Annotated in this window: 15 protein-coding genes; 12 read left to right on the top strand and 3 right to left on the bottom strand. The window is 67.4% G+C overall.

Translation table 11 applies throughout. The features are described 5' to 3' along the window. Window positions 1-71: 71 nt before the first annotated feature. From miaB to trmB, 8 genes are all read left to right on the top strand, one after another. A complete protein-coding gene (gene miaB, locus L879_RS0100410) occupies window positions 72-1,430 on the top strand; it encodes a tRNA (N6-isopentenyl adenosine(37)-C2)-methylthiotransferase MiaB (protein WP_027314387.1) in 1,359 nt (452 codons plus the stop codon). 161 nt (window positions 1,431-1,591) lie between these two features. Then, window positions 1,592-2,689: a PhoH family protein gene (locus L879_RS0100405; RefSeq protein ID WP_027314386.1), complete on the top strand. Its 1,098-nt coding sequence runs from the start codon at window positions 1,592-1,594 to the stop codon at window positions 2,687-2,689. 14 nt (window positions 2,690-2,703) lie between these two features. Continuing rightward, window positions 2,704-3,162 carry an rRNA maturation RNase YbeY gene (gene ybeY / locus L879_RS0100400; RefSeq protein WP_035458396.1) on the top strand — a complete coding sequence of 153 codons (459 nt, stop codon included), beginning with the start codon at window positions 2,704-2,706 and terminating at the stop codon, window positions 3,160-3,162. 20 nt (window positions 3,163-3,182) lie between these two features. Next, window positions 3,183-4,217: a hemolysin family protein gene (locus L879_RS0100395; protein ID WP_027314384.1), complete on the top strand. Its 1,035-nt coding sequence runs from the start codon at window positions 3,183-3,185 to the stop codon at window positions 4,215-4,217. Next, on the top strand, window positions 4,214-5,821 hold the full coding sequence (gene lnt, locus L879_RS0100390) for an apolipoprotein N-acyltransferase (RefSeq protein ID WP_027314383.1): 1,608 nt from the start codon (window positions 4,214-4,216) through the stop codon (window positions 5,819-5,821). Before L879_RS0100395 ends, lnt begins: the two co-directional genes overlap by 4 nt. A gap of 50 nt (window positions 5,822-5,871) precedes the next feature. Beyond that, window positions 5,872-6,276, top strand: coding sequence for a helix-turn-helix domain-containing protein (locus L879_RS0100385; RefSeq protein ID WP_027314382.1), 405 nt, complete (start codon window positions 5,872-5,874; stop codon window positions 6,274-6,276). A gap of 104 nt (window positions 6,277-6,380) precedes the next feature. Then, a complete protein-coding gene (metK, locus tag L879_RS0100380; RefSeq protein WP_027314381.1) occupies window positions 6,381-7,559 on the top strand; it encodes a methionine adenosyltransferase in 1,179 nt (392 codons plus the stop codon). Between the two features lie 220 nt (window positions 7,560-7,779). Next, window positions 7,780-8,463 (top strand): tRNA (guanine(46)-N(7))-methyltransferase TrmB, encoded by a 684-nt coding sequence (trmB, locus tag L879_RS0100375; protein ID WP_027314380.1) that lies wholly within the window; start codon window positions 7,780-7,782, stop codon window positions 8,461-8,463. A gap of 126 nt (window positions 8,464-8,589) precedes the next feature. Here the strand turns inward: trmB and L879_RS0100370 are convergent, their stop codons facing one another. Genes L879_RS0100370 through L879_RS0100360 form a run of 3 tightly spaced genes read right to left on the bottom strand, consistent with a single transcriptional unit; the run spans window position 8,590 to window position 11,535 of the window. Beyond that, on the bottom strand, window positions 8,590-9,291 hold the full coding sequence (locus L879_RS0100370; RefSeq protein ID WP_027314379.1) for an ABC transporter ATP-binding protein: 702 nt from the start codon (window positions 9,289-9,291) through the stop codon (window positions 8,590-8,592). After that, window positions 9,288-10,535 carry an ABC transporter permease gene (locus tag L879_RS0100365; RefSeq protein ID WP_027314378.1) on the bottom strand — a complete coding sequence of 416 codons (1,248 nt, stop codon included), beginning with the start codon at window positions 10,533-10,535 and terminating at the stop codon, window positions 9,288-9,290. Before L879_RS0100365 ends, L879_RS0100370 begins: the two co-directional genes overlap by 4 nt. 1 nt (window position 10,536) lies before the next feature. Then, on the bottom strand, window positions 10,537-11,535 hold the full coding sequence (locus L879_RS0100360) for an efflux RND transporter periplasmic adaptor subunit (protein ID WP_027314377.1): 999 nt from the start codon (window positions 11,533-11,535) through the stop codon (window positions 10,537-10,539). 248 nt (window positions 11,536-11,783) lie between these two features. Between L879_RS0100360 and rimP the strand changes: the two genes are divergently transcribed. Genes rimP through infB form a run of 4 tightly spaced genes read left to right on the top strand, consistent with a single transcriptional unit; the run spans window position 11,784 to window position 17,593 of the window. Beyond that, the gene (rimP, locus tag L879_RS0100355; protein ID WP_027314376.1) at window positions 11,784-12,407 is read left to right on the top strand and encodes a ribosome maturation factor RimP; all 624 of its coding nucleotides are present in this window, start codon (window positions 11,784-11,786) and stop codon (window positions 12,405-12,407) included. Between the two features lie 12 nt (window positions 12,408-12,419). Further along, complete coding sequence (nusA, locus tag L879_RS0100350) at window positions 12,420-14,039, top strand: transcription termination factor NusA (protein ID WP_027314375.1); 1,620 nt, start codon at window positions 12,420-12,422, stop codon at window positions 14,037-14,039. Between the two features lie 31 nt (window positions 14,040-14,070). Beyond that, window positions 14,071-14,745 carry an RNA-binding protein gene (locus tag L879_RS19835; RefSeq protein WP_051434926.1) on the top strand — a complete coding sequence of 225 codons (675 nt, stop codon included), beginning with the start codon at window positions 14,071-14,073 and terminating at the stop codon, window positions 14,743-14,745. Continuing rightward, window positions 14,738-17,593 (top strand): translation initiation factor IF-2, encoded by a 2,856-nt coding sequence (gene infB, locus L879_RS0100340; RefSeq protein ID WP_027314374.1) that lies wholly within the window; start codon window positions 14,738-14,740, stop codon window positions 17,591-17,593. Before L879_RS19835 ends, infB begins: the two co-directional genes overlap by 8 nt. The last annotated feature ends 73 nt before the right edge of the window (window positions 17,594-17,666 follow it).

The raw sequence follows: 17,666 nt of genomic DNA, 5'->3' as shown, positions 1-17,666 counted from the left end.
ACAGCCGCTATTCTCTTGAGCGCGCAAAAGGCTTAAAAGGGCGCTCGATTGCAATCACACAGGCCGACCTCGTGAAAAAAGTCTTCGTCAAATCCTATGGCTGCCAGATGAACGTCTATGACGCCGAGCGCATGGCGGACATGCTGGCGACCGAAGGCTACAGCGAAACCAAGGCGATGGAGGAGGCGGACCTCGTCATCCTCAACACCTGCCACATCCGCGAGAAGGCCGCCGAGAAGGTCTATTCCGAACTCGGCCGCGTGCGCGAGTTGAAGAAGGAGCGCGAGGCCGCGGGCCAGGAGACGCGGATCGTGGTGGCCGGCTGCGTCGCCCAGGCCGAAGGCAAGGAGATCCTGCGCCGGGCGCCCGCCGTCGACGTGGTGGTGGGCCCGCAGAACTATCACAACCTGCCGGCGCTCCTGCAGAAGGCGCGCGCCGAGCGCGTCGTCGACACGGAATTCCCGGTCGAGGACAAGTTCGACCACCTGCCCAAGCCCTCGAAGACGGCCATCCGGAATCGGGGCGTATCGGCCTTCCTGACGATCCAGGAAGGCTGCGACAAGTTCTGCACCTTCTGCGTGGTGCCCTATACGCGCGGCGCGGAGGTCTCCCGCCCGGTCGCCAAGATCCTGGACGAGGCGATGCGCCTCGCCGATGCGGGCGTGCGCGAGCTGACGCTGATCGGGCAGAACGTGAACGCCTATCACGGCGAAGGGCCGGACGGCTCGGTCTGGTCCCTGGGGAGGCTGCTGCATCGCCTCGCCGAGGTGCCCGGCATCGCCCGCCTGCGCTACACCACCAGCCACCCGCGCGACATGGACGACGAGCTGATCGCCGCCCATCGCGATCTCCCCGCGCTGATGCCCTACCTGCACCTGCCGGTGCAGTCCGGCTCCGACCGCATTCTCGACGCCATGAACCGCAAGCATACGGGCGACGAGTACCGCCGCCTGATCGAGCGCATCCGGAAGGCCCAGCCCGACCTGGCGCTCTCTTCAGACTTCATCGTCGGATTCCCCGGCGAGACGGACGAGGATTTCGAGGACACCATGCGGCTGATCGCCGATGTGGGCTTCGCGAGCTCCTTCTCGTTCAAGTACAGTCCCCGCCCCGGCACCCCGGCAGCGGAGATCGAGGCGCAGGTGTCGGAGGCCGTGAAGGCGGAGCGTCTGGCGCGCCTGCAGAACCTGCTGGAAATGCAGCGGCAGGCCTTCAACCGCGGAACCGTCGGGCGGACCCTCGACGTTCTCCTGGAGAAGCCGGGTCGTCATCCGGGCCAGATGGCCGGCAAGTCGCCCTATCTGCAGGCCGTGCAGATCGAGAGCGACCGCCACGCCATCGGCGAGATCGTAACGGTGCGGATCACGCAGGCCGGCTCGAACAGCCTGTTCGGCGAAGTCGCCGGGTCCGGCAGCCAGGCGGCCGCCTAGAGCATTTTTCGGCGAAGTGGATCCGGTTCGCCGTTCAAAAATGCGGCACACCAAAGAAGAGAGCCGATTCCACGCCAGTGAAATCGGCTCTAGATCCCGGCCCCGGAAGGCCCATATCCATTCGTCGCCCCAGGCGCGACGGACATTCAGAGGAGAGGCATTTGAGCCCAGCGGACAACGCGACCGCACGAGCCCAAAAGGGACGAACCCCCGCCGGCTTGCATCCCGGCGTCGTCGAGGAGGCGGAAATCGTCCTCACCTTCGACGACAACCGCCTCGCCAGCCTCGTTTTCGGGCAATACGACCAGAATCTGGCCCATCTCGAACGGCGGCTCGACGTGACCGCCATCGCCAATGGCAACCGCGTCACCGTCAAGGGCACGCCGGAGGCCTCCGAACTCGCGCGCCGCGTTCTCGAGGGCCTCTACGAGCGCGCCCGCCAGGGCGCGCCCTTAAGCCCCGGCGACGTGGACGGCGCCATCCAGGAAAGCACCCTTCAGGGCAGCCTCTTCCCGGCCGAGGAGCCCTCCGCTCCGGGCCTGACCGCCTTCGACCACATCTCCACGCGCCGCCGCGGCGCGGTGCGCGCCCGCAACGCCTCGCAGAATGCCTATATCAAGGCGCTGAAGACGAACGAGCTCGTCTTCGCCGAAGGCCCCGCCGGAACCGGCAAGACCTGGCTGGCGGTGGGCTATGCGGTCTCGCTCCTGGAGCAGGGGCAGGTGGACCGGCTCATCATTTCCCGCCCCGCCGTTGAGGCGGGCGAGCGCCTGGGCTTCCTGCCCGGCGACATGCGCGAGAAGGTCGATCCGTATCTTCGCCCGATCTACGACGCGCTCTACGACTTCATGGAGGCCCGGCACGTGGACCGGGGCCTGCAGACCGGCATGATCGAGATCGCGCCCTTGGCCTTCATGCGCGGGCGCACGCTGACCAACGCCCTGGTTCTCCTCGACGAGGCGCAGAACACCACCTCCATGCAGATGAAGATGTTCCTGACCCGCCTCGGCGAAGGCTCGCGCATGATCATCACCGGCGATCCGACGCAGATCGACCTGCCGCCGGGCCAGAAATCGGGCCTGGTCGAGGCCGTGCGGATTCTTCACGGCGTCGAAGGCATCGCCCGCGTGACCTTCAAGGAGCAGGACGTGGTGCGCCACGATCTCGTGCGCCGCATCGTGACGGCCTACGACAAGGCCGCGCGTCAGGAGCAGGCGCCGCAGGATCAGCCTCGAGGGGAACGGGAGCGCAGGCCGTGATCACGCTCGACATCATGATCGAGGAGGGCGGCTGGGACCGCCTCGAGGATGCGGAGGGCCTGGCCCAGAAGGCGGCGGAGGCGGCGCTGGCCGTGACCTGTGAGGCCGACGGCGATTTCGAGGCGAGCGTGATGCTCACCGACGATGCCCATATCCGCGAGCTGAACCGCACCTGGCGGGGCAAGGACAAGCCCACCAACGTGCTCTCCTTCCCCGCGCCCGAGCAGCCGGGAGCGGCGGGCCCTCGCCATTTGGGCGATATTGCTTTAGCCTATGAGACACTGGTGCGCGAATCCGAGGAGGAATCCAAGGAACTCGCGCACCATTTTGCACATCTGATCGTCCACGGCGTCCTGCATCTCCTCGGCTACGACCACGAGGTCGAGGCAGAGGCGGACATCATGGAAGGTCTCGAGGTCAAGGCGCTCGCCACCCTTGGCATCGCCGATCCCTATCGCGATATGGCAGCATGAACGGCTGACAACCCAAAGCAATGAACGAAGATCGAAGTCGTAGCGACCGTCCTGTCCGATCACCGAGCGACACGGACGAGACACGCGACCACTGGTACGACCGGGTCCTGACCCGCCTCGGCCTGAAACCCCGCGAATCCATCCGCCACGATCTGGAGGACGCCCTCGACGAGGCGGTGGAGGATACGGACTTCTCGCCCCAGGAAAGGGCGATGCTCAAGAACGTGCTGTCCTTCCACCGCATCCGGGTGGAGGACGTGATGGTGCCCCGCGCCGACATCGTGGCCGTGGCCGCCGACACGAATCTGGGCGAGCTCCTGAGCCTGTTCCGCACCGCCGGCCATTCGCGCCTGCCGGTCTATGGCGAGACCCTGGACGATCCCAAGGGGATGGTCCATATCCGCGACTTCCTCGACTTCATCGCCATGCGCGCCGACGGCGGCGCCTCGGAATCGGGCGCGAGCGACGAGACGCCCCCGCCGAGCCTCGGCCAGATCGACCTGTCCATGACGCTGGCCGAAGCCAATATCCTGCGCCCGGTCCTGTTCGTGCCCCGCTCCATGCCCGCCATCGACCTGCTGGTGCGGATGCAGGCGACGCGCACCCACATGGCCCTCGTGATCGACGAATACGGCGGCACCGACGGCCTCGTCTCCATCGAGGACCTCGTGGAGATGGTGGTGGGCGATATCGAGGACGAGCACGACGAGGATGCGACGCTTGCCATCGTCCAGGCCGCCGACGGAACCTACATCGCCGATGCCCGCGCCGGCCTCGACGAGATCAAGGAGACCCTCGGCGTCGACCTGACGGAAGAGGAGGGCGCCGAGGACATCGACACGCTCGGCGGCTTCATCGTGACGCTCGCCGGGCGCGTGCCTTCGCGCAGCGAGGTGATCGTGGGTCCGGCCGGCCTGGAATTCGAGGTCCTGGACGCCGATCCCCGGCGCGTGAAGCGGCTGCGCATCCATCGCCGCGCCGTCGCCGCTCCCGAGGCGGAATCGAGCGACGGCCTTCCCCTCGCCCCGCGCCCTGAAAGCGCTGCCGCCGAATGATGCCGCCGGTCGAGCGCCTGATCCTCTCCCGAGGATGGCGCCGGTGGCTCACGGCCTTCACGGCCGGGGCAATCGGCGCCCTGGCCATGCCGCCCTTCGGCTTCCTGCCCGCGTTCGTCCTGTCGCTCGCCCCCGCGATCTGGCTCCTCGACGGAACCGTCAAGGACGGCCCATCCCGCCGGACCGCCCTCACAGCGGCGGGACTGGTGGGCTGGTTCTGGGGCTTCGGCTATTTCGTCGCCGGTCTCTGGTGGCTCGGCGCCGCCTTTCTCGTCGAGGCGGACCAGTTTGCCTGGGCCATGCCCTTCGGGGTCCTGGGGCTGCCGGCAGCGCTCGCCGTGTTTCCGGCCGCCGGATTCGCCCTGGCCCGCCTGTTCTGGCTGCGGGACGCCTGGCGCATCCTCGCCTTCGCCTTCGGGCTTTCCGTCAGCGAATGGCTGCGGGGCCACCTCTTCACCGGCTTTCCCTGGAACAGCCCCGGCATGGCGCTCGGCCAGAACCTCTGGCTGATGCAATCCGCCTCGCTGGTCGGCCTCTACGGCCTGACGTTCTTGAGCCTCTGCATCGGCGCGGCGCCCGCAATCCTGCTGACGGGCCGGACGGCGCGGGACCGCTGGAGCGCGCCTGCGCTCGCGGCGGCCCTTCTGCTCGGCCTTGCCGCCTTCGGAGCCTGGCGCGTGCCCGGAGAGGCGTCCGCCGCGGTGCCGGACGTGCGCCTGCGCATCATGCAGCCCAACCTGCCGCAGGACGCCAAGTTCAACCCGCGCAACCGGGAGGCCATCATGCGGCGCTACCTGGGCTTGAGCGCGAGCCCGGGCAAGGACGGCAACGATCATGCATCGGCGACCCACATCATCTGGCCGGAATCGGCCTTCCCGTTCCTGCTCCACCGCGATCCCGGCTCATTGGCGCAGATCGGCGGCCTGCTGGGGCCCGGTTCCGTTCTGATCACCGGAGCCGCCCGCATGGACATGCCCCTCCCCGGAGAGGCAGTCGGCAAGTTCTTCAACGCGATCCAGGTGATCGACGATCGCGGCACGATCCTGAGCTCCTACGACAAGGTCCACCTGGTGCCGTTCGGGGAATATGTGCCGAAGTTCCTCGACAGCCTGATCAAGGCCCTGGGCCTGCGTCAGTTCGTGCATATCCCAGGCGGGTTCGAGCCCAGCCCGAAGCGCACCGCCCTTACCGTTCCCGGCCTGCCGCCGGTCGCCGCGACGATCTGTTACGAGGCGATCTTTCCGGGTGAGATCCTCGCCGAGGGACCGCGCCCGGATGTCATCCTGAACGTGACCAACGACGGCTGGTTCGGGCAGACTACCGGCCCCTACCAGCACTTCGCGCAGGCGCGGCTCCGCGCCGTCGAGGAGGGGCTTCCCCTGGTGCGCGCCGCGAATACGGGAATTTCCGCGATCGTCGATCCTTTCGGCCGGATCGTGGATCAACTTCCATTAGGAGTTGATGGGATTATAGACTCTTACCTTCCAGTTGCGGAAAGCCCAACCGTTTACAGCAAATGGGGCAGGTTTTCTTTGACGGCGCTGCTGCTGATCTGCTTAATAATCTTGATTGTACGTCGCGGGCAGCAAACACCTTTTCCATAATTAAACCATGCCCCTACGTTGCGTCACCTTAGACAAGGAATCGGGGCTTTATGAAGAAATCGACGGGGTCGATCGATAAGGAAATCGGCAGCAGAGTCCGTATGCGGCGTGTTTCCATTGGCATGAGCCAAGAGAAACTTGGCGATATGCTTGGGCTGACGTTCCAGCAGGTTCAGAAATACGAAAAAGGCATGAACCGGATCAGCGTGGCGCGTCTTGTCGATATTGCCAAAATCCTCGGGGTGGACATCCATTTCTTCTTCAACGGAATCAAAGCGGAACCTGGCTTTGCGGAAGAGGGCGCGCCTCCCTATGTAGCGGATGTGATGTCCACGCCGGAAGGCCTGCAGCTCGTGAGAAACTTCACGAGCATCAAGAATGCCAAGGTCCGCAAGAGCATCGTCCAGCTGGTGGTCTCCCTCGCCGCCCAGGACGAGGCGGAGCGTTCGGCATAAAGAACGCGTTCGCTTGACCTTTCCCTTGGCCTGCGGCATGACCATTGTTTCGAGCCCGTGAGCGATCGCGGGCCCCGATTTTCTTTTCCTGAAGGAATTCTGCCGTGCGGCGTTCGAGCTATCTTTTCACGAGCGAATCGGTTTCCGAGGGGCATCCGGACAAGGTTTGCGACCGGATCTCCGATGCCGTCGTCGATGCGTACCTGGCCGCCGAGCCCGAAGCCCGGGTGGCCTGCGAAACCCTCGCCACCACGAACCGCGTGGTCATCGCCGGCGAGGTGCGCGGCCCCGATTCGATCACCAAGGACAAGGTGATCCAGCTCGCCCGCGACGCCATCAAGGACATCGGCTACGAGCAGGAAGGCTTCCACTGGCAGAAGGCCGAGATCGACGTGTACCTGCACGCCCAGTCGGCCCATATCGCCCAGGGCGTCGACGCCGGCGCCGACAAGGACGAGGGCGCGGGCGACCAGGGCATCATGTTCGGCTATGCCTGCACCGAGACGCCCGACCTGATGCCGGCGCCGATCTACTACGCCCACAAGATCCTCGAGAACCTGACCGCCGCCCGCAAGGGCAAGGTCGGCGACGCGGCCAAGCTCGGTCCCGACGCCAAGAGCCAGGTCACGGTGCGCTACGAGAACGGCAAGCCGGTCGCGGCCACGCAGATCGTGCTGTCCACCCAGCATCTCGACGAGAACCTCTCTTCGAACGACGTGCGCGCCATCGTCGAGCCGACCATCCGCAAGACCCTGCCCGAGGGCTGGATCTCCGCCGACACAATCTGGCACGTGAACCCCACCGGCAAGTTCGTGATCGGCGGCCCGGACGGCGATTGCGGCCTCACCGGCCGCAAGATCATCGTCGACACCTATGGCGGCGCGGCTCCGCACGGCGGCGGCGCCTTCTCCGGCAAGGACCCGACCAAGGTGGACCGCTCGGCGGCTTACGCCGCGCGCTATCTGGCCAAGAACGTGGTGGCCGCCGGGCTCGCCGACCGCTGCACCCTCCAGCTCTCCTACGCCATCGGCGTGGCGAAGCCGCTCTCGATCTATGTCGACCTGCACGACACCGGCCATGTGGACGAGGGCAAGCTCGAAGCCGTGCTCATGGACGTGATGGACCTGTCGCCCCGCGGCATCCGCACCCATCTGGGCCTCAACAAGCCGATCTATGCCCGCACTTCGGCCTATGGCCATTTCGGCCGCAAGCCCGATGCCGACGGCGGCTTCTCCTGGGAGCGCACGGATCTCGCCGACCGTTTGAAGGCGGCGTTCCGCTAAGAGCCTTTTTCAGCAAGCCGAGCACACCTCGGCCCCTGCAAGCCTCACCCGAAGAGCCGGTTCCCCGCGAGGAGAATCGGCTCTTGAGCATCGGACGAGAAAAGCGGATTTGCACTTTTTGGGTTGATCCGATGCTCCATGCTGGAACGAGCGCATCGTCCGGCGCAATATGTGCGCGGATCGTCCACCCAACCGGGCTGTCTCCAGGAGCGATTGTCCCATGAGCGAAGCCTCCGAACGCGCGGGCGCCTTCTTCGGACGCCGGAAAGGCAAGAAGCTGCGCGCCGGCCAGGACGAGCTGGTCCAGAATCTCCTGCCCGCGATCCGCGTGGTTCCGGGCCGCGATCCGGCCACCCAGTTTCCGAATGCGAATGCGCGCGAAACCTGGCTCGAGATCGGGTTCGGCGGCGGCGAACACCTCGCCGCCCAGGCCCGCGCTCATCGCGACGTCAACTTCATCGGCTGCGAGCCCTTCGTGAACGGCATGGCGAAGCTTCTCGCGGTGATCGATCACGAGAATCTCGACAATATCCGCGTCTGGGACGACGACGTCACCGACCTGCTGCCGACCCTGCCCGACGCCGCCTTCGACAGGGTCTATATCCTCTACCCCGATCCCTGGCCGAAGCGCCGCCAGCGCAAGCGCCGCCTCGTCTCCGACGAGACGCTGGAAATGCTCGCCCGCGTGATGAAGCCAGGCAGCCAGCTGCGCTTTGCCAGCGACATCGACGATTACATCGGCTGGGTGCTCGCGCGGATCCTTCGCTCCCCGCATTTTCGCTGGACCGCCACCCGCGCCGACGACTGGCGCAAGCCGTACGAGGGCTGGCCGGGCACGCGCTACGAGGCCAAGGCGATCCGGGAAGGCCGGGTGCCGAGCTACCTGACCTTCGTGCGGGTCTGACGCGCCCTTAAAGCATCGGACGAGAAAAGTGGATTTTCACTTTTGGGAGCGATCCGATGCTTCCTTCTTCGATGAGGCATCGTTTGGGCGCAAAACCGGGTCCTCTTTTGCGCACGATGCGCTAGCTTATCCAGCCGCTTGAGCGACGCGCTCGTCGCTCACCACCCTGCCGTCGACGAGATGGATGCGCCGGTCGGCCCGCGCGGCGATGTCGAGATCGTGGGTGACGGCGATCACCGTCTTGCCGCGCTTGTGCACGAGATCGCGCAGAATCTGGAACACCTGCTCGGAGCTCTTGCTGTCGAGGCTGCCCGTCGGCTCGTCCGCCAGAACCATATGGGGATCGTTGGCGAGCGCCCGCGCCACGGCGACCCGCTGGCGCTGGCCGCCGGAGAGCTGGTCCGGCCGCTTGTCGAGATGCCCGGCAAGGCCGAGATCCTCCAGGAGGCTCGCCGCCCGCGCGCGCATCTCGGCGGAGGACAGGCGGCCCATCTTGCGCATGGGCAGCATCACGTTCTCCAGCACCGAGAATTCCGGTAGCAGGAAATGGAACTGGAACACGAAGCCCAGCGTCTCGAGGCGCAGCCGGGCGAGCGCGTCGTCGTCGAGGGCCGAGGTATCGTGCCCGGCGATTCTCAAGCTGCCGCTCGTCGGGCGGTCGAGCAGGCCGAGGAGATAGAGCAGCGACGACTTGCCGGAGCCGGACGGGCCCGTGATGGCGATGAATTCCCGCTCGCCCACGGTGAGCGACACGTCCCGCACCAGGGTCACGGGCACCGTTGCGGGCAGGATACGGGTGAGGTGCTCGGCCTCGATGAGCGATGTCATGTGGCCCCCCGGATGATGTCGACCGGGTTGAGCCGCGCCGCCTGCCGCGCGGGGAGATACCCGGCCACGCCCGCGGAGACGAGCGCGAAGGCGGAGGCGATCGCGTAATGCCACGGGCTCCAGAAGAGCGGCAGGCGGGTCATCTCGCGGCCCACGCCCGCGCCCGAGAGCTTGAACTCCACCTGCGACAGGGCAAGGCATAGAAGAAAGCCGATGACCCAGCCGGCCGCGGAGCCCGCGAGCCCCAGCGCCAGCCCCTCGACGAGGAACAGCCGGCGCATGTTGCCCTGCGTGAAGCCGAGCGACTTCAGGATCGCGATGTCGCGCGCCTTCTCGTGGGTGATGGTGGAGATGATGTTGAAGATGCCGAAGCCCGCCACCAGCAGGATCGCGCCTACCACCGTGTACATCACGATATTGCGCACCACCAAGGCCTCGAGCAGCGACTCGTTCGCCTCCTGCCAGGGCACGGCCTTGTAGCCGAGCTCCGCCTCCGCCTGGCGGGCGACGCGGGGCGCGGCATCGGGATCGTCCAGGCGCAAGCGGATGTCGTTGATGGCGTTGGGACGCTCGCTGAGGATCTGCGCGCTCTTCAGGAGCACATAGGTCTCGCCCTCGTCGCGGGCGTTGTTGCCGGTGTGGAACTGGCCGACGATCTTGAAGCCGCGCGCCTGCCCGGTGGGCGAGACGAGCTGGATCGTCGTGCCCATGGAGGCCCCGAGCCGCTGCGCCAGCCGGTCGCCCACGACGATGTTGTTGCCGCCCGCGCGCAGGGCGTCGAAGCTGCCGTGCACGAAATCGCCGACGACGGAGGAGACCGTGGCCTCGATCTCCGGCTCGATGCCGACAATGGTGACGCCCACGTCCCGCCCCGCGTAACGGACGACGCCCTGCGTGCGCAGGCTCTCTGCCATGCGGCCCGGCACCCAGGCGCGTAAGGAGGCCGTGGCGGCGGCGGGGTTGAGAATGCCGCGGCGGTCCTCCTTCGGCCTCAGGCCCTCGAACTGGGCGGCGGCGAACAGGTCCTCGGCCGGCTGACGGCGCGCCATGCGGCGCTCGTCGGTGATCTGCACATGCGGCATGGTGTCGACGAGTTGGGCGATGAAGTCCTTCTCCGTGCCCTGCATCAGCGCCGCCATGGCGATGGAGAACCCGACCCCGAGAGCGACGCCGAGAATGGCGACGATCGTCTGCCGGCCGCGTCCGGCGATATGGGTGAGGGCGAGTTCGAGCAGGAGGCGCATCTCACCCTCCCTTCTGCGCGATGGTGGCACCGTCGGTCAGGCCGTCCGGGAAGGGAGCGATCACCCTGTCCGCCTCGCCCAGGCCCTCCAGGATCTGCGCGCTGCCGGTGCCGCGGATCCCGACCGTCACGTCGCGCCGGCGGGCTGTGCCGCCCTCCGCCACGAAGAGGCTTCTGCCGCGCAGGGCGTTGGCGGGAATGAGGAGGGCGTCGGGCGCGACGCGCGCGATCACGTTCACCTCGACCGTCATGCCGATGCGCAGGGGCGTGTCGTCGGGCAGGGCGAGGTGGATCCGGTAGGTCTTGGCGACCGGGTCACCCTTCGGCGTGATCGAATCGACCTTGGCTTCGAGGATCCGGTCGGGGAAGGCATCGGCCTTGAGAACGGCGCGCTGGCCCACCGCGACGAGGGGGATGTCCTCCTCGTTCACCTCGGCCTCCACCTGCAGGGGCTTGGGCTCGCCGACCCAGAACAGGACCGTTCCGGGCTCGGCCACCTCGCCCACCTCCCCGTCCTGGCGCAGGACGACCCCGCTCATGGGCGCCCGCAGCACGTAGGATTCGAGCCGCGTCTCCTGCCCCGCGATGAGGGCCTGGATCTGGCCGAGCTCGCTGCGGGCCCGGTCGAGGGCCTGCTCGCTGGCGACCCGGCGCTCCACGAGGGCGGCGATCCGGTCGTAATCGGAGGAATTCAGCTTCAGGCGGGCCCTCAGCTCCGCCAGGGTCGCCTCCGGCTGGCGGCTGTCGAGGCGGGCGAGCACCGCCCCCTTCTCCACGGCCTCGCCCTCGCAGTTGCACAGCTCCACAATCCGCTCCCGCAGGAGAGGCGTCACCTTGGCCCAGGTGCGCGGCTCGACGGTTCCCGTAGCGTAGACGATCTCGGCCGCCTCGCCGCGCCTGGGCGCAACGACCGCGACCTCCTGCGGCCGGCCGAAACGCCAGAAGGCGGCCCCTGCCGCCAGCAGCAGGGCCAGGAGAAGGAGAACGCGCGACAACTTCAAGAAAACTCTCCCAAAAGACGCAAGTGGGGTATCATAAGCGGGCCGGGCCTGCGAATGCGTAACATTCCGGAGACGGGCGGCCCGAAAGGCGGCCGAGGCGGGTCTTTGGCGGGACCCTTGCATTTTCAGGCTTGAATCGGTATATCGGCGATGTCAGCTCTGGTTGCAGCGTCAAGCTGCTGGTCGAGAGTGGGCCCCGCCGGGTCCGCTCTTTTTTATTGCTTGAACGCCGGAGCGTGCGGAGAGCCATGACAAACGAACGCGACAAGCGGTTGATTACGGAAAGCGGCGTCGCCGCCCGGGTGGCGGCCATTGTCGAGCCCGTGATCGAGGATCTGGGCTTCAACCTCGTGCGGGTGCGGGTCACCGGCACGAACGGCTGCACCGTGCAGATCATGGCCGAGAGGCCGGACGGCACCATGTCGGTGGACGATTGCGAGACCGTGAGCCGGGCGATTTCGCCGGTGCTCGACCTCGAAGATCCCATCGATCGGGCGTATCATCTCGAGATCTCCTCTCCGGGGATCGACCGCCCGCTCGTGCGCCTCAGCGATTTCGAGCGCTGGAACGGCTACGAGGCGAAGGTGGAGATGGCCGTGCCGGTGGCGGGCCGCAAGCGTTACCGGGGCCTCCTCCGGGGCGTGGAGAACGGGGCGCTCGTGATCGAGTTGCCGGATGTGAAGGAGGGCCTGGAGCCCATCGCGCATCTGCCCCTGACGGATCTGGGCGAGGCGCACCTCGTTCTGACCGACGAGCTGATCCGTGAATCGCTGCGCCGGGGAACGGCGCCGACCACGGACGAACTGGACGAAGACACGGATGTGATCGAGGCGCCCGAACCGCGCGCCTCGTCCAAGACGAAACCGAATTAAGGAGCGACCTCGATGGCTATCAGCGCCAACAGGCTTGAACTCTTGCAGATCGCCGATGCGGTCGCCCGCGAGAAGGTGATCGACAAGCAGATCGTCCTCGACGCCATGGCGGACGCCATCGCCAAGGCAGCCCGGTCCCGCTACGGCGCCGAGACCGACATCCATGCCGAGATCAACCCGAAGACCGGCGAGCTGCGCCTGTCGCGGCACCTCCTCGTGGTCGAGGACGGCGCAGTGGAGAACGATGCCCGCGAGATCACCCTCGCCGAGGCCCGCACCCGCCACAACCCGGCCGCCCAGGTGGGCGACGTGATCGCCGACACACTGCCCCCCTTCGATTTCGGCCGCATCGCGGCCCAGTCGGCCAAGCAGGTGATCGTGCAAAAGGTGCGCGACGCCGAGCGCGACCGCCAGTACCAGGAATACAAGGACCGCATCGGCGAGATCGTGAACGGAGCGGTCAAGCGCGTCGAGTACGGCAACGTGATCGTCGATCTCGGCCGCGGCGAGGCCATCATCCGCCGTGACGAGCTCATCCCCCGCGAGACCTTCCGTCCGGGCGACCGCATCCGCGCCTATCTCTTCGACGTGCGCCGCGAGGCGCGCGGCCCGCAGATCTTCCTCTCGCGCACCCATCCGCAGTTCATGGCGAAGCTCTTCGCCTCGGAAGTGCCGGAGATCTACGACGGCATCGTCACGGTGCAGGCGGTGGCCCGCGATCCGGGCTCCCGCGCCAAGATCGCCGTGACCTCGCGCGACAGCTCCATCGACCCGGTCGGTGCCTGCGTCGGCATGCGCGGCTCCCGCGTCCAGGCGGTGGTGGGCGAGCTCCAGGGCGAGAAGATCGACATCATTCCGTGGTCCCCCGACCAGGCGACCTTCATCGTCAACGCGCTCCAGCCCGCGGAAGTGGTCAAGGTGGTGCTCGACGAGGAGGCCGACCGCATCGAGGTGGTGGTGCCCGATGACCAGCTCTCGCTCGCCATCGGCCGCCGCGGCCAGAACGTGCGCCTGGCCTCGCAGCTCACCGGCTGGGACATCGACATCCTGACCGAGGCCGAGGAATCCGAGCGCCGTCAGAAGGAATTCGCCGAGCGCACCGAGCTGTTCATGAACGCCCTCGACGTGGACGAGGTGGTGGGCCAGCTCCTCGCCTCGGAAGGCTTCCGCTCGGTCGAGGAGATCGCCTATGTGGATCCTTCCGAAGTCGCCTCCATCGAGGGCTTCGACGAGGACACCGCCGCCGAGATCCAGAACCGCGCCCAGGAATACCTCGCCCGTATCGAGGCCGAGAACGAGGCCCGCCGCAAGGAGCTAGGCGTCTCGGACGACCTGAAGGAGATCGACGGGATCACCACCGCCATGCTCGTGGCCCTCGGCGAGAACGACATCAAGAATGTCGAGGATCTCGCCGGCTGCGCCACCGACGATCTCGTCGGCTGGACGGAAGGCCGCGGCGCCGACGCCACCCGCTACAAGGGCGCGCTCGACGGCTTCGACCTGTCCCGCGCGGATGCCGAGAACATGATCATGGCCGCCCGCGTGAAGGCCGGCTGGATCGAGCAGCCGGAAGAGGCTGTTGAGACCGAGGGATCGGCCGAAGAGGCCGAGACCGAGGCTCAGCCGTCTTAACCAAGGCCATGAGGAAGCGAGGTCAGCACCCGTGCCGCGGCATGAACCGGAGCGCACCTGCATCGTCACCCGCGAGGCGCAAAGCCCCGCGGGACTGATCCGCTTCGTCCTCGGGCCCGATCACCGGGTCGTGCCCGACCTCCGGCACAAGCTGCCCGGCCGCGGCGTCTGGGTCACGGCCCGTTCCGACATGGTGGAGGAGGCGACGAAACGCCGCCTCTTCTCCCGCGCCTTCAAGACGGAGGCAGCGGCTCCGGAGACCCTGGCGCAGGATATCGAGCGCCTTCTCCGGGACGATCTGCGCCAGGGCCTGTCGCTGGCCAACAAGGCGGGATCGGTGATCACCGGCTTCCACAAGGTCGAGTCGGCGATCACGGATAAGCCCATCGTCGCCCTTATTCATGCCGCAGAGGCGGCCGAAGATGGGCGAAGAAAATTGGTGAACCAGTTGCGAAAACGCCTCGGCGAGGCAATATCTCACTTTCCGGTCATCCAAGAATTGTCGATTGACGAATTGGATTTGGCATTAGGCCGGTCACATGTGATACATGCTGCCCTCGTCGCGGGCGCTGGGAGCGACGGCTTTCTGAACCGCTGGCATCGTTACCGCTCTTATCGCGGCATCGGCGCCGATCAACCTGGCCTCGGAAACGAGACCGGCGAACCCACGATTTTGAACCCGCAGGAACTGAGGCGGAATGACTGATACGAAAAACCAGGGCGACAAGACTCTTCATGTGTCGTCCAAGACGCTGTCTCTGAAGCGACCCGTCGAGCAAGGCACGGTGCGCCAAAGCTTCTCCCATGGCCGCTCGAAGGCGGTCGTGGTGGAGACGGTCAAGCGTCGCCCTGCTGTCGGCCCCGGCGCGGCCAAGGAAGAGCGGCCCGCGCCGCAACAGGCCGCGGCCCCTGCAGGCGCGCCCAAGCCCGCGGCAGCGGCTCCGAAGCCCGCGGCGCCCGCCCAGGGCGGCCGTCCGCCGCGCCCGGCCCCAACGACGCCCCGTTCCGGCGGCATGGTCCTGCAGACCCTGTCCGAGCAGGAGCGCGATGCCCGCATGAGCGCCCTTGCCGATGCCCGCCGCCGCGACGAGGAAGAGCGTCGCCGCCAGGCCGAGGAGGCTGCCCGCCGCGCCGAGCGCGAGGCTGCCGAGGCCAAGGAGCGCGAGGCCGCCGAAGCCCGCAAGCGCGAGGAAGAGGAGCGCCGCCGCCAGGACGAGGAGCGCAAGCGCCGCGCCGAGGACGAGGCCCGCCGCCGTCTGGGCGAAGCGGCCGCTCCCGCGCGCCCGGCTCCGGGCTCCGCGCCTGCGGCCCGCACCGGCGCGCCGCGCCAGGAAGGTCCGCGTTCCGAGCGCCCCCGTATGGAAGGCCCGCGCCCCGCAGGCGCCCGTTCCGAGGGTCCCCGTCCGGGTGGCGGTTTCCGCCCCGGCGTCGGAACCAGCGGAGGCCGTCCGCCGAGCTTGAACCATATGGCCCGCCCGGCCGCGCCGGTCGTACCCGAGCCGACGGCGGCCAAGCCCCATGCCCGGACGGTGCCGCCCGTCGCGGCACGCGCCGTCGAAGTGGATGACGAGGAGGGCGTGCGCGCCGTGCGCCGTCCCGGCGTCGCCGCGAAGCCCGCGGCCGTGCCGAAGGCCCCCAAGGCCGCTCCCGGCGAGGAAAAGCGCCGCGGCCGCCTGACCCTCTCGAACGCGCTGAACAGCGACGAGGAGCGGACCCGCTCCCTCGCGGCCTTCCGCCGCCGCAACCAGCGCCTCATGGGCCACCGCCAGGTGGAGCAGAAGGAAAAGATCGCCCGCGAGGTGACGATTCCGGAAACGATCACCATCCAGGAGCTCGCCAACCGCATGTCGGAGCGCGGCGTGGACGTGATCAAGCTGCTCATGAAGCAGGGCCAGATGCACAAGATCACGGACGTGATCGATGCCGATACCGCCCAGCTCATCGCGGAGGAACTCGGCCACACGGTGAAGCGCGTCGCGGAATCGGACGTCGAGGAAGGTCTGTTCGACACGCCGGACGTGGACGAGAACCTCTCGCCCCGTCCGCCCGTGGTCACCATCATGGGCCACGTCGACCACGGCAAGACCTCGCTGCTCGACGCCATCCGCAAGACCAACGTGGTTTCCGGCGAGGCCGGCGGCATCACGCAGCATATCGGCGCCTATCAGGTGACCTCGCCGCTCGGCGGCAAGATCACCTTCATCGACACGCCCGGCCACGCGGCCTTCACGGCCATGCGCGCCCGCGGCGCCAAGGTGACGGACATCGTCGTGCTGGTCGTCGCCGCCGACGACGGCGTCATGCCGCAGACCATCGAGGCGATCACCCATGCGCAGGCGGCCGGCGTGCCGCTGATCGTGGCGATCAACAAGATGGACAAGCCGGATGCCAACCCGCAGCGCGTGCGCACCGAGCTGCTCCAGCACTCGATCGTCGTGGAATCCATGGGCGGCGAGACGCTTGAATTCGAGGTGTCCGCCAAGACCGGCCTTGGCCTCGACAGCCTGCTCGAAGGCCTGACGCTCCAGGCCGAAATCCTCGACCTCAAAGCCAACCCGGACCGTTCCGCGGAAGGTACCGTCATCGAGGCGAAGCTCGATCGCGGCCGCGGTCCCGTCGCCACCGTGCTCGTCCAGCGCGGCACGCTGCACACCGGCGACATCGTGGTGGCAGGCGCCGAATGGGGCCGCGTGCGCGCCCTCATCAACGACCTGGGCGCCAGCGTGAAGGAAGCCGGCCCTGCGGTTCCCGTCGAGGTTCTGGGCTTCAACGGCACGCCGGAGGCGGGCGACCGCGTCGCGGTGGTCGAGTCCGAGGCCCGCGCCCGCGAAATCACCGAGTACCGCGCCCGCCAGAAGCGCGAACGCGCCGCCGCCCGCATGGGCTCGGCCGGACGCACGCTCGTCGACATGATGCGCGACCTGAAGGCCGGTGCCGGCCGGAAGGAATTCCCGCTCGTCATCCGCGCGGACGTGCAGGGCTCGGCGGAAGCCATCGCCGGCGCTCTCGAGAAGGTCGGCAACGAGGAAGTCGCGGCCCGCATCATCCAGGCCGGCGTCGGCGGAATCTCCGAATCCGACGTCACCCTGGCGGAAGCCTCAGGCGCCATCATCCTCGCCTTCAACGTGCGCGCCCACAAGGAAGCGCGCGAGGCCGCCGAGCGCGCGGGCATCGAGATCCGCTACTACAACATCATCTACGACCTCGTGGATGACGTGAAGGCGGCCATGTCGGGCCTGCTCGCTCCGACGCTCCGCGAGGAGCGGCTCGGCGAGGCGCAGATCCTCGAGGTATTCAACGTGTCCAAGGTCGGCAAGGTCGCGGGCTGCCGCGTCCTCGACGGCGTGGTCCAGCGCGGCGCGCATGTGCGCCTCATCCGCGACAACGTGGTCATCCACGAAGGCAAGCTCTCGCAGCTCAAGCGCTTCAAGGACGACGCCAAGGAAGTCACGTCGGGCCAGGAATGCGGCATGGCCTTCGAGAACTACCAGGACATGCGCCAGGGCGACATCATCGAGTGCTACCGCGTGGAAGAGGTGAAGCGGACGCTGTAACAGGCTTCCGTCCTCGCCACCGCAACGCGCAATCCTTCGTCATGGCCGGGTCGCTCCCGGCCATGACCCCTTT

It is taken from the genome of Microvirga flocculans ATCC BAA-817, assembly GCF_000518665.1.
GTDB classification, from domain to species: domain Bacteria; phylum Pseudomonadota; class Alphaproteobacteria; order Rhizobiales; family Beijerinckiaceae; genus Microvirga; species Microvirga flocculans.
Note: the sequence above shows the minus strand (reverse complement) of the source record. Positions and strands in the feature narration are given on the sequence as shown.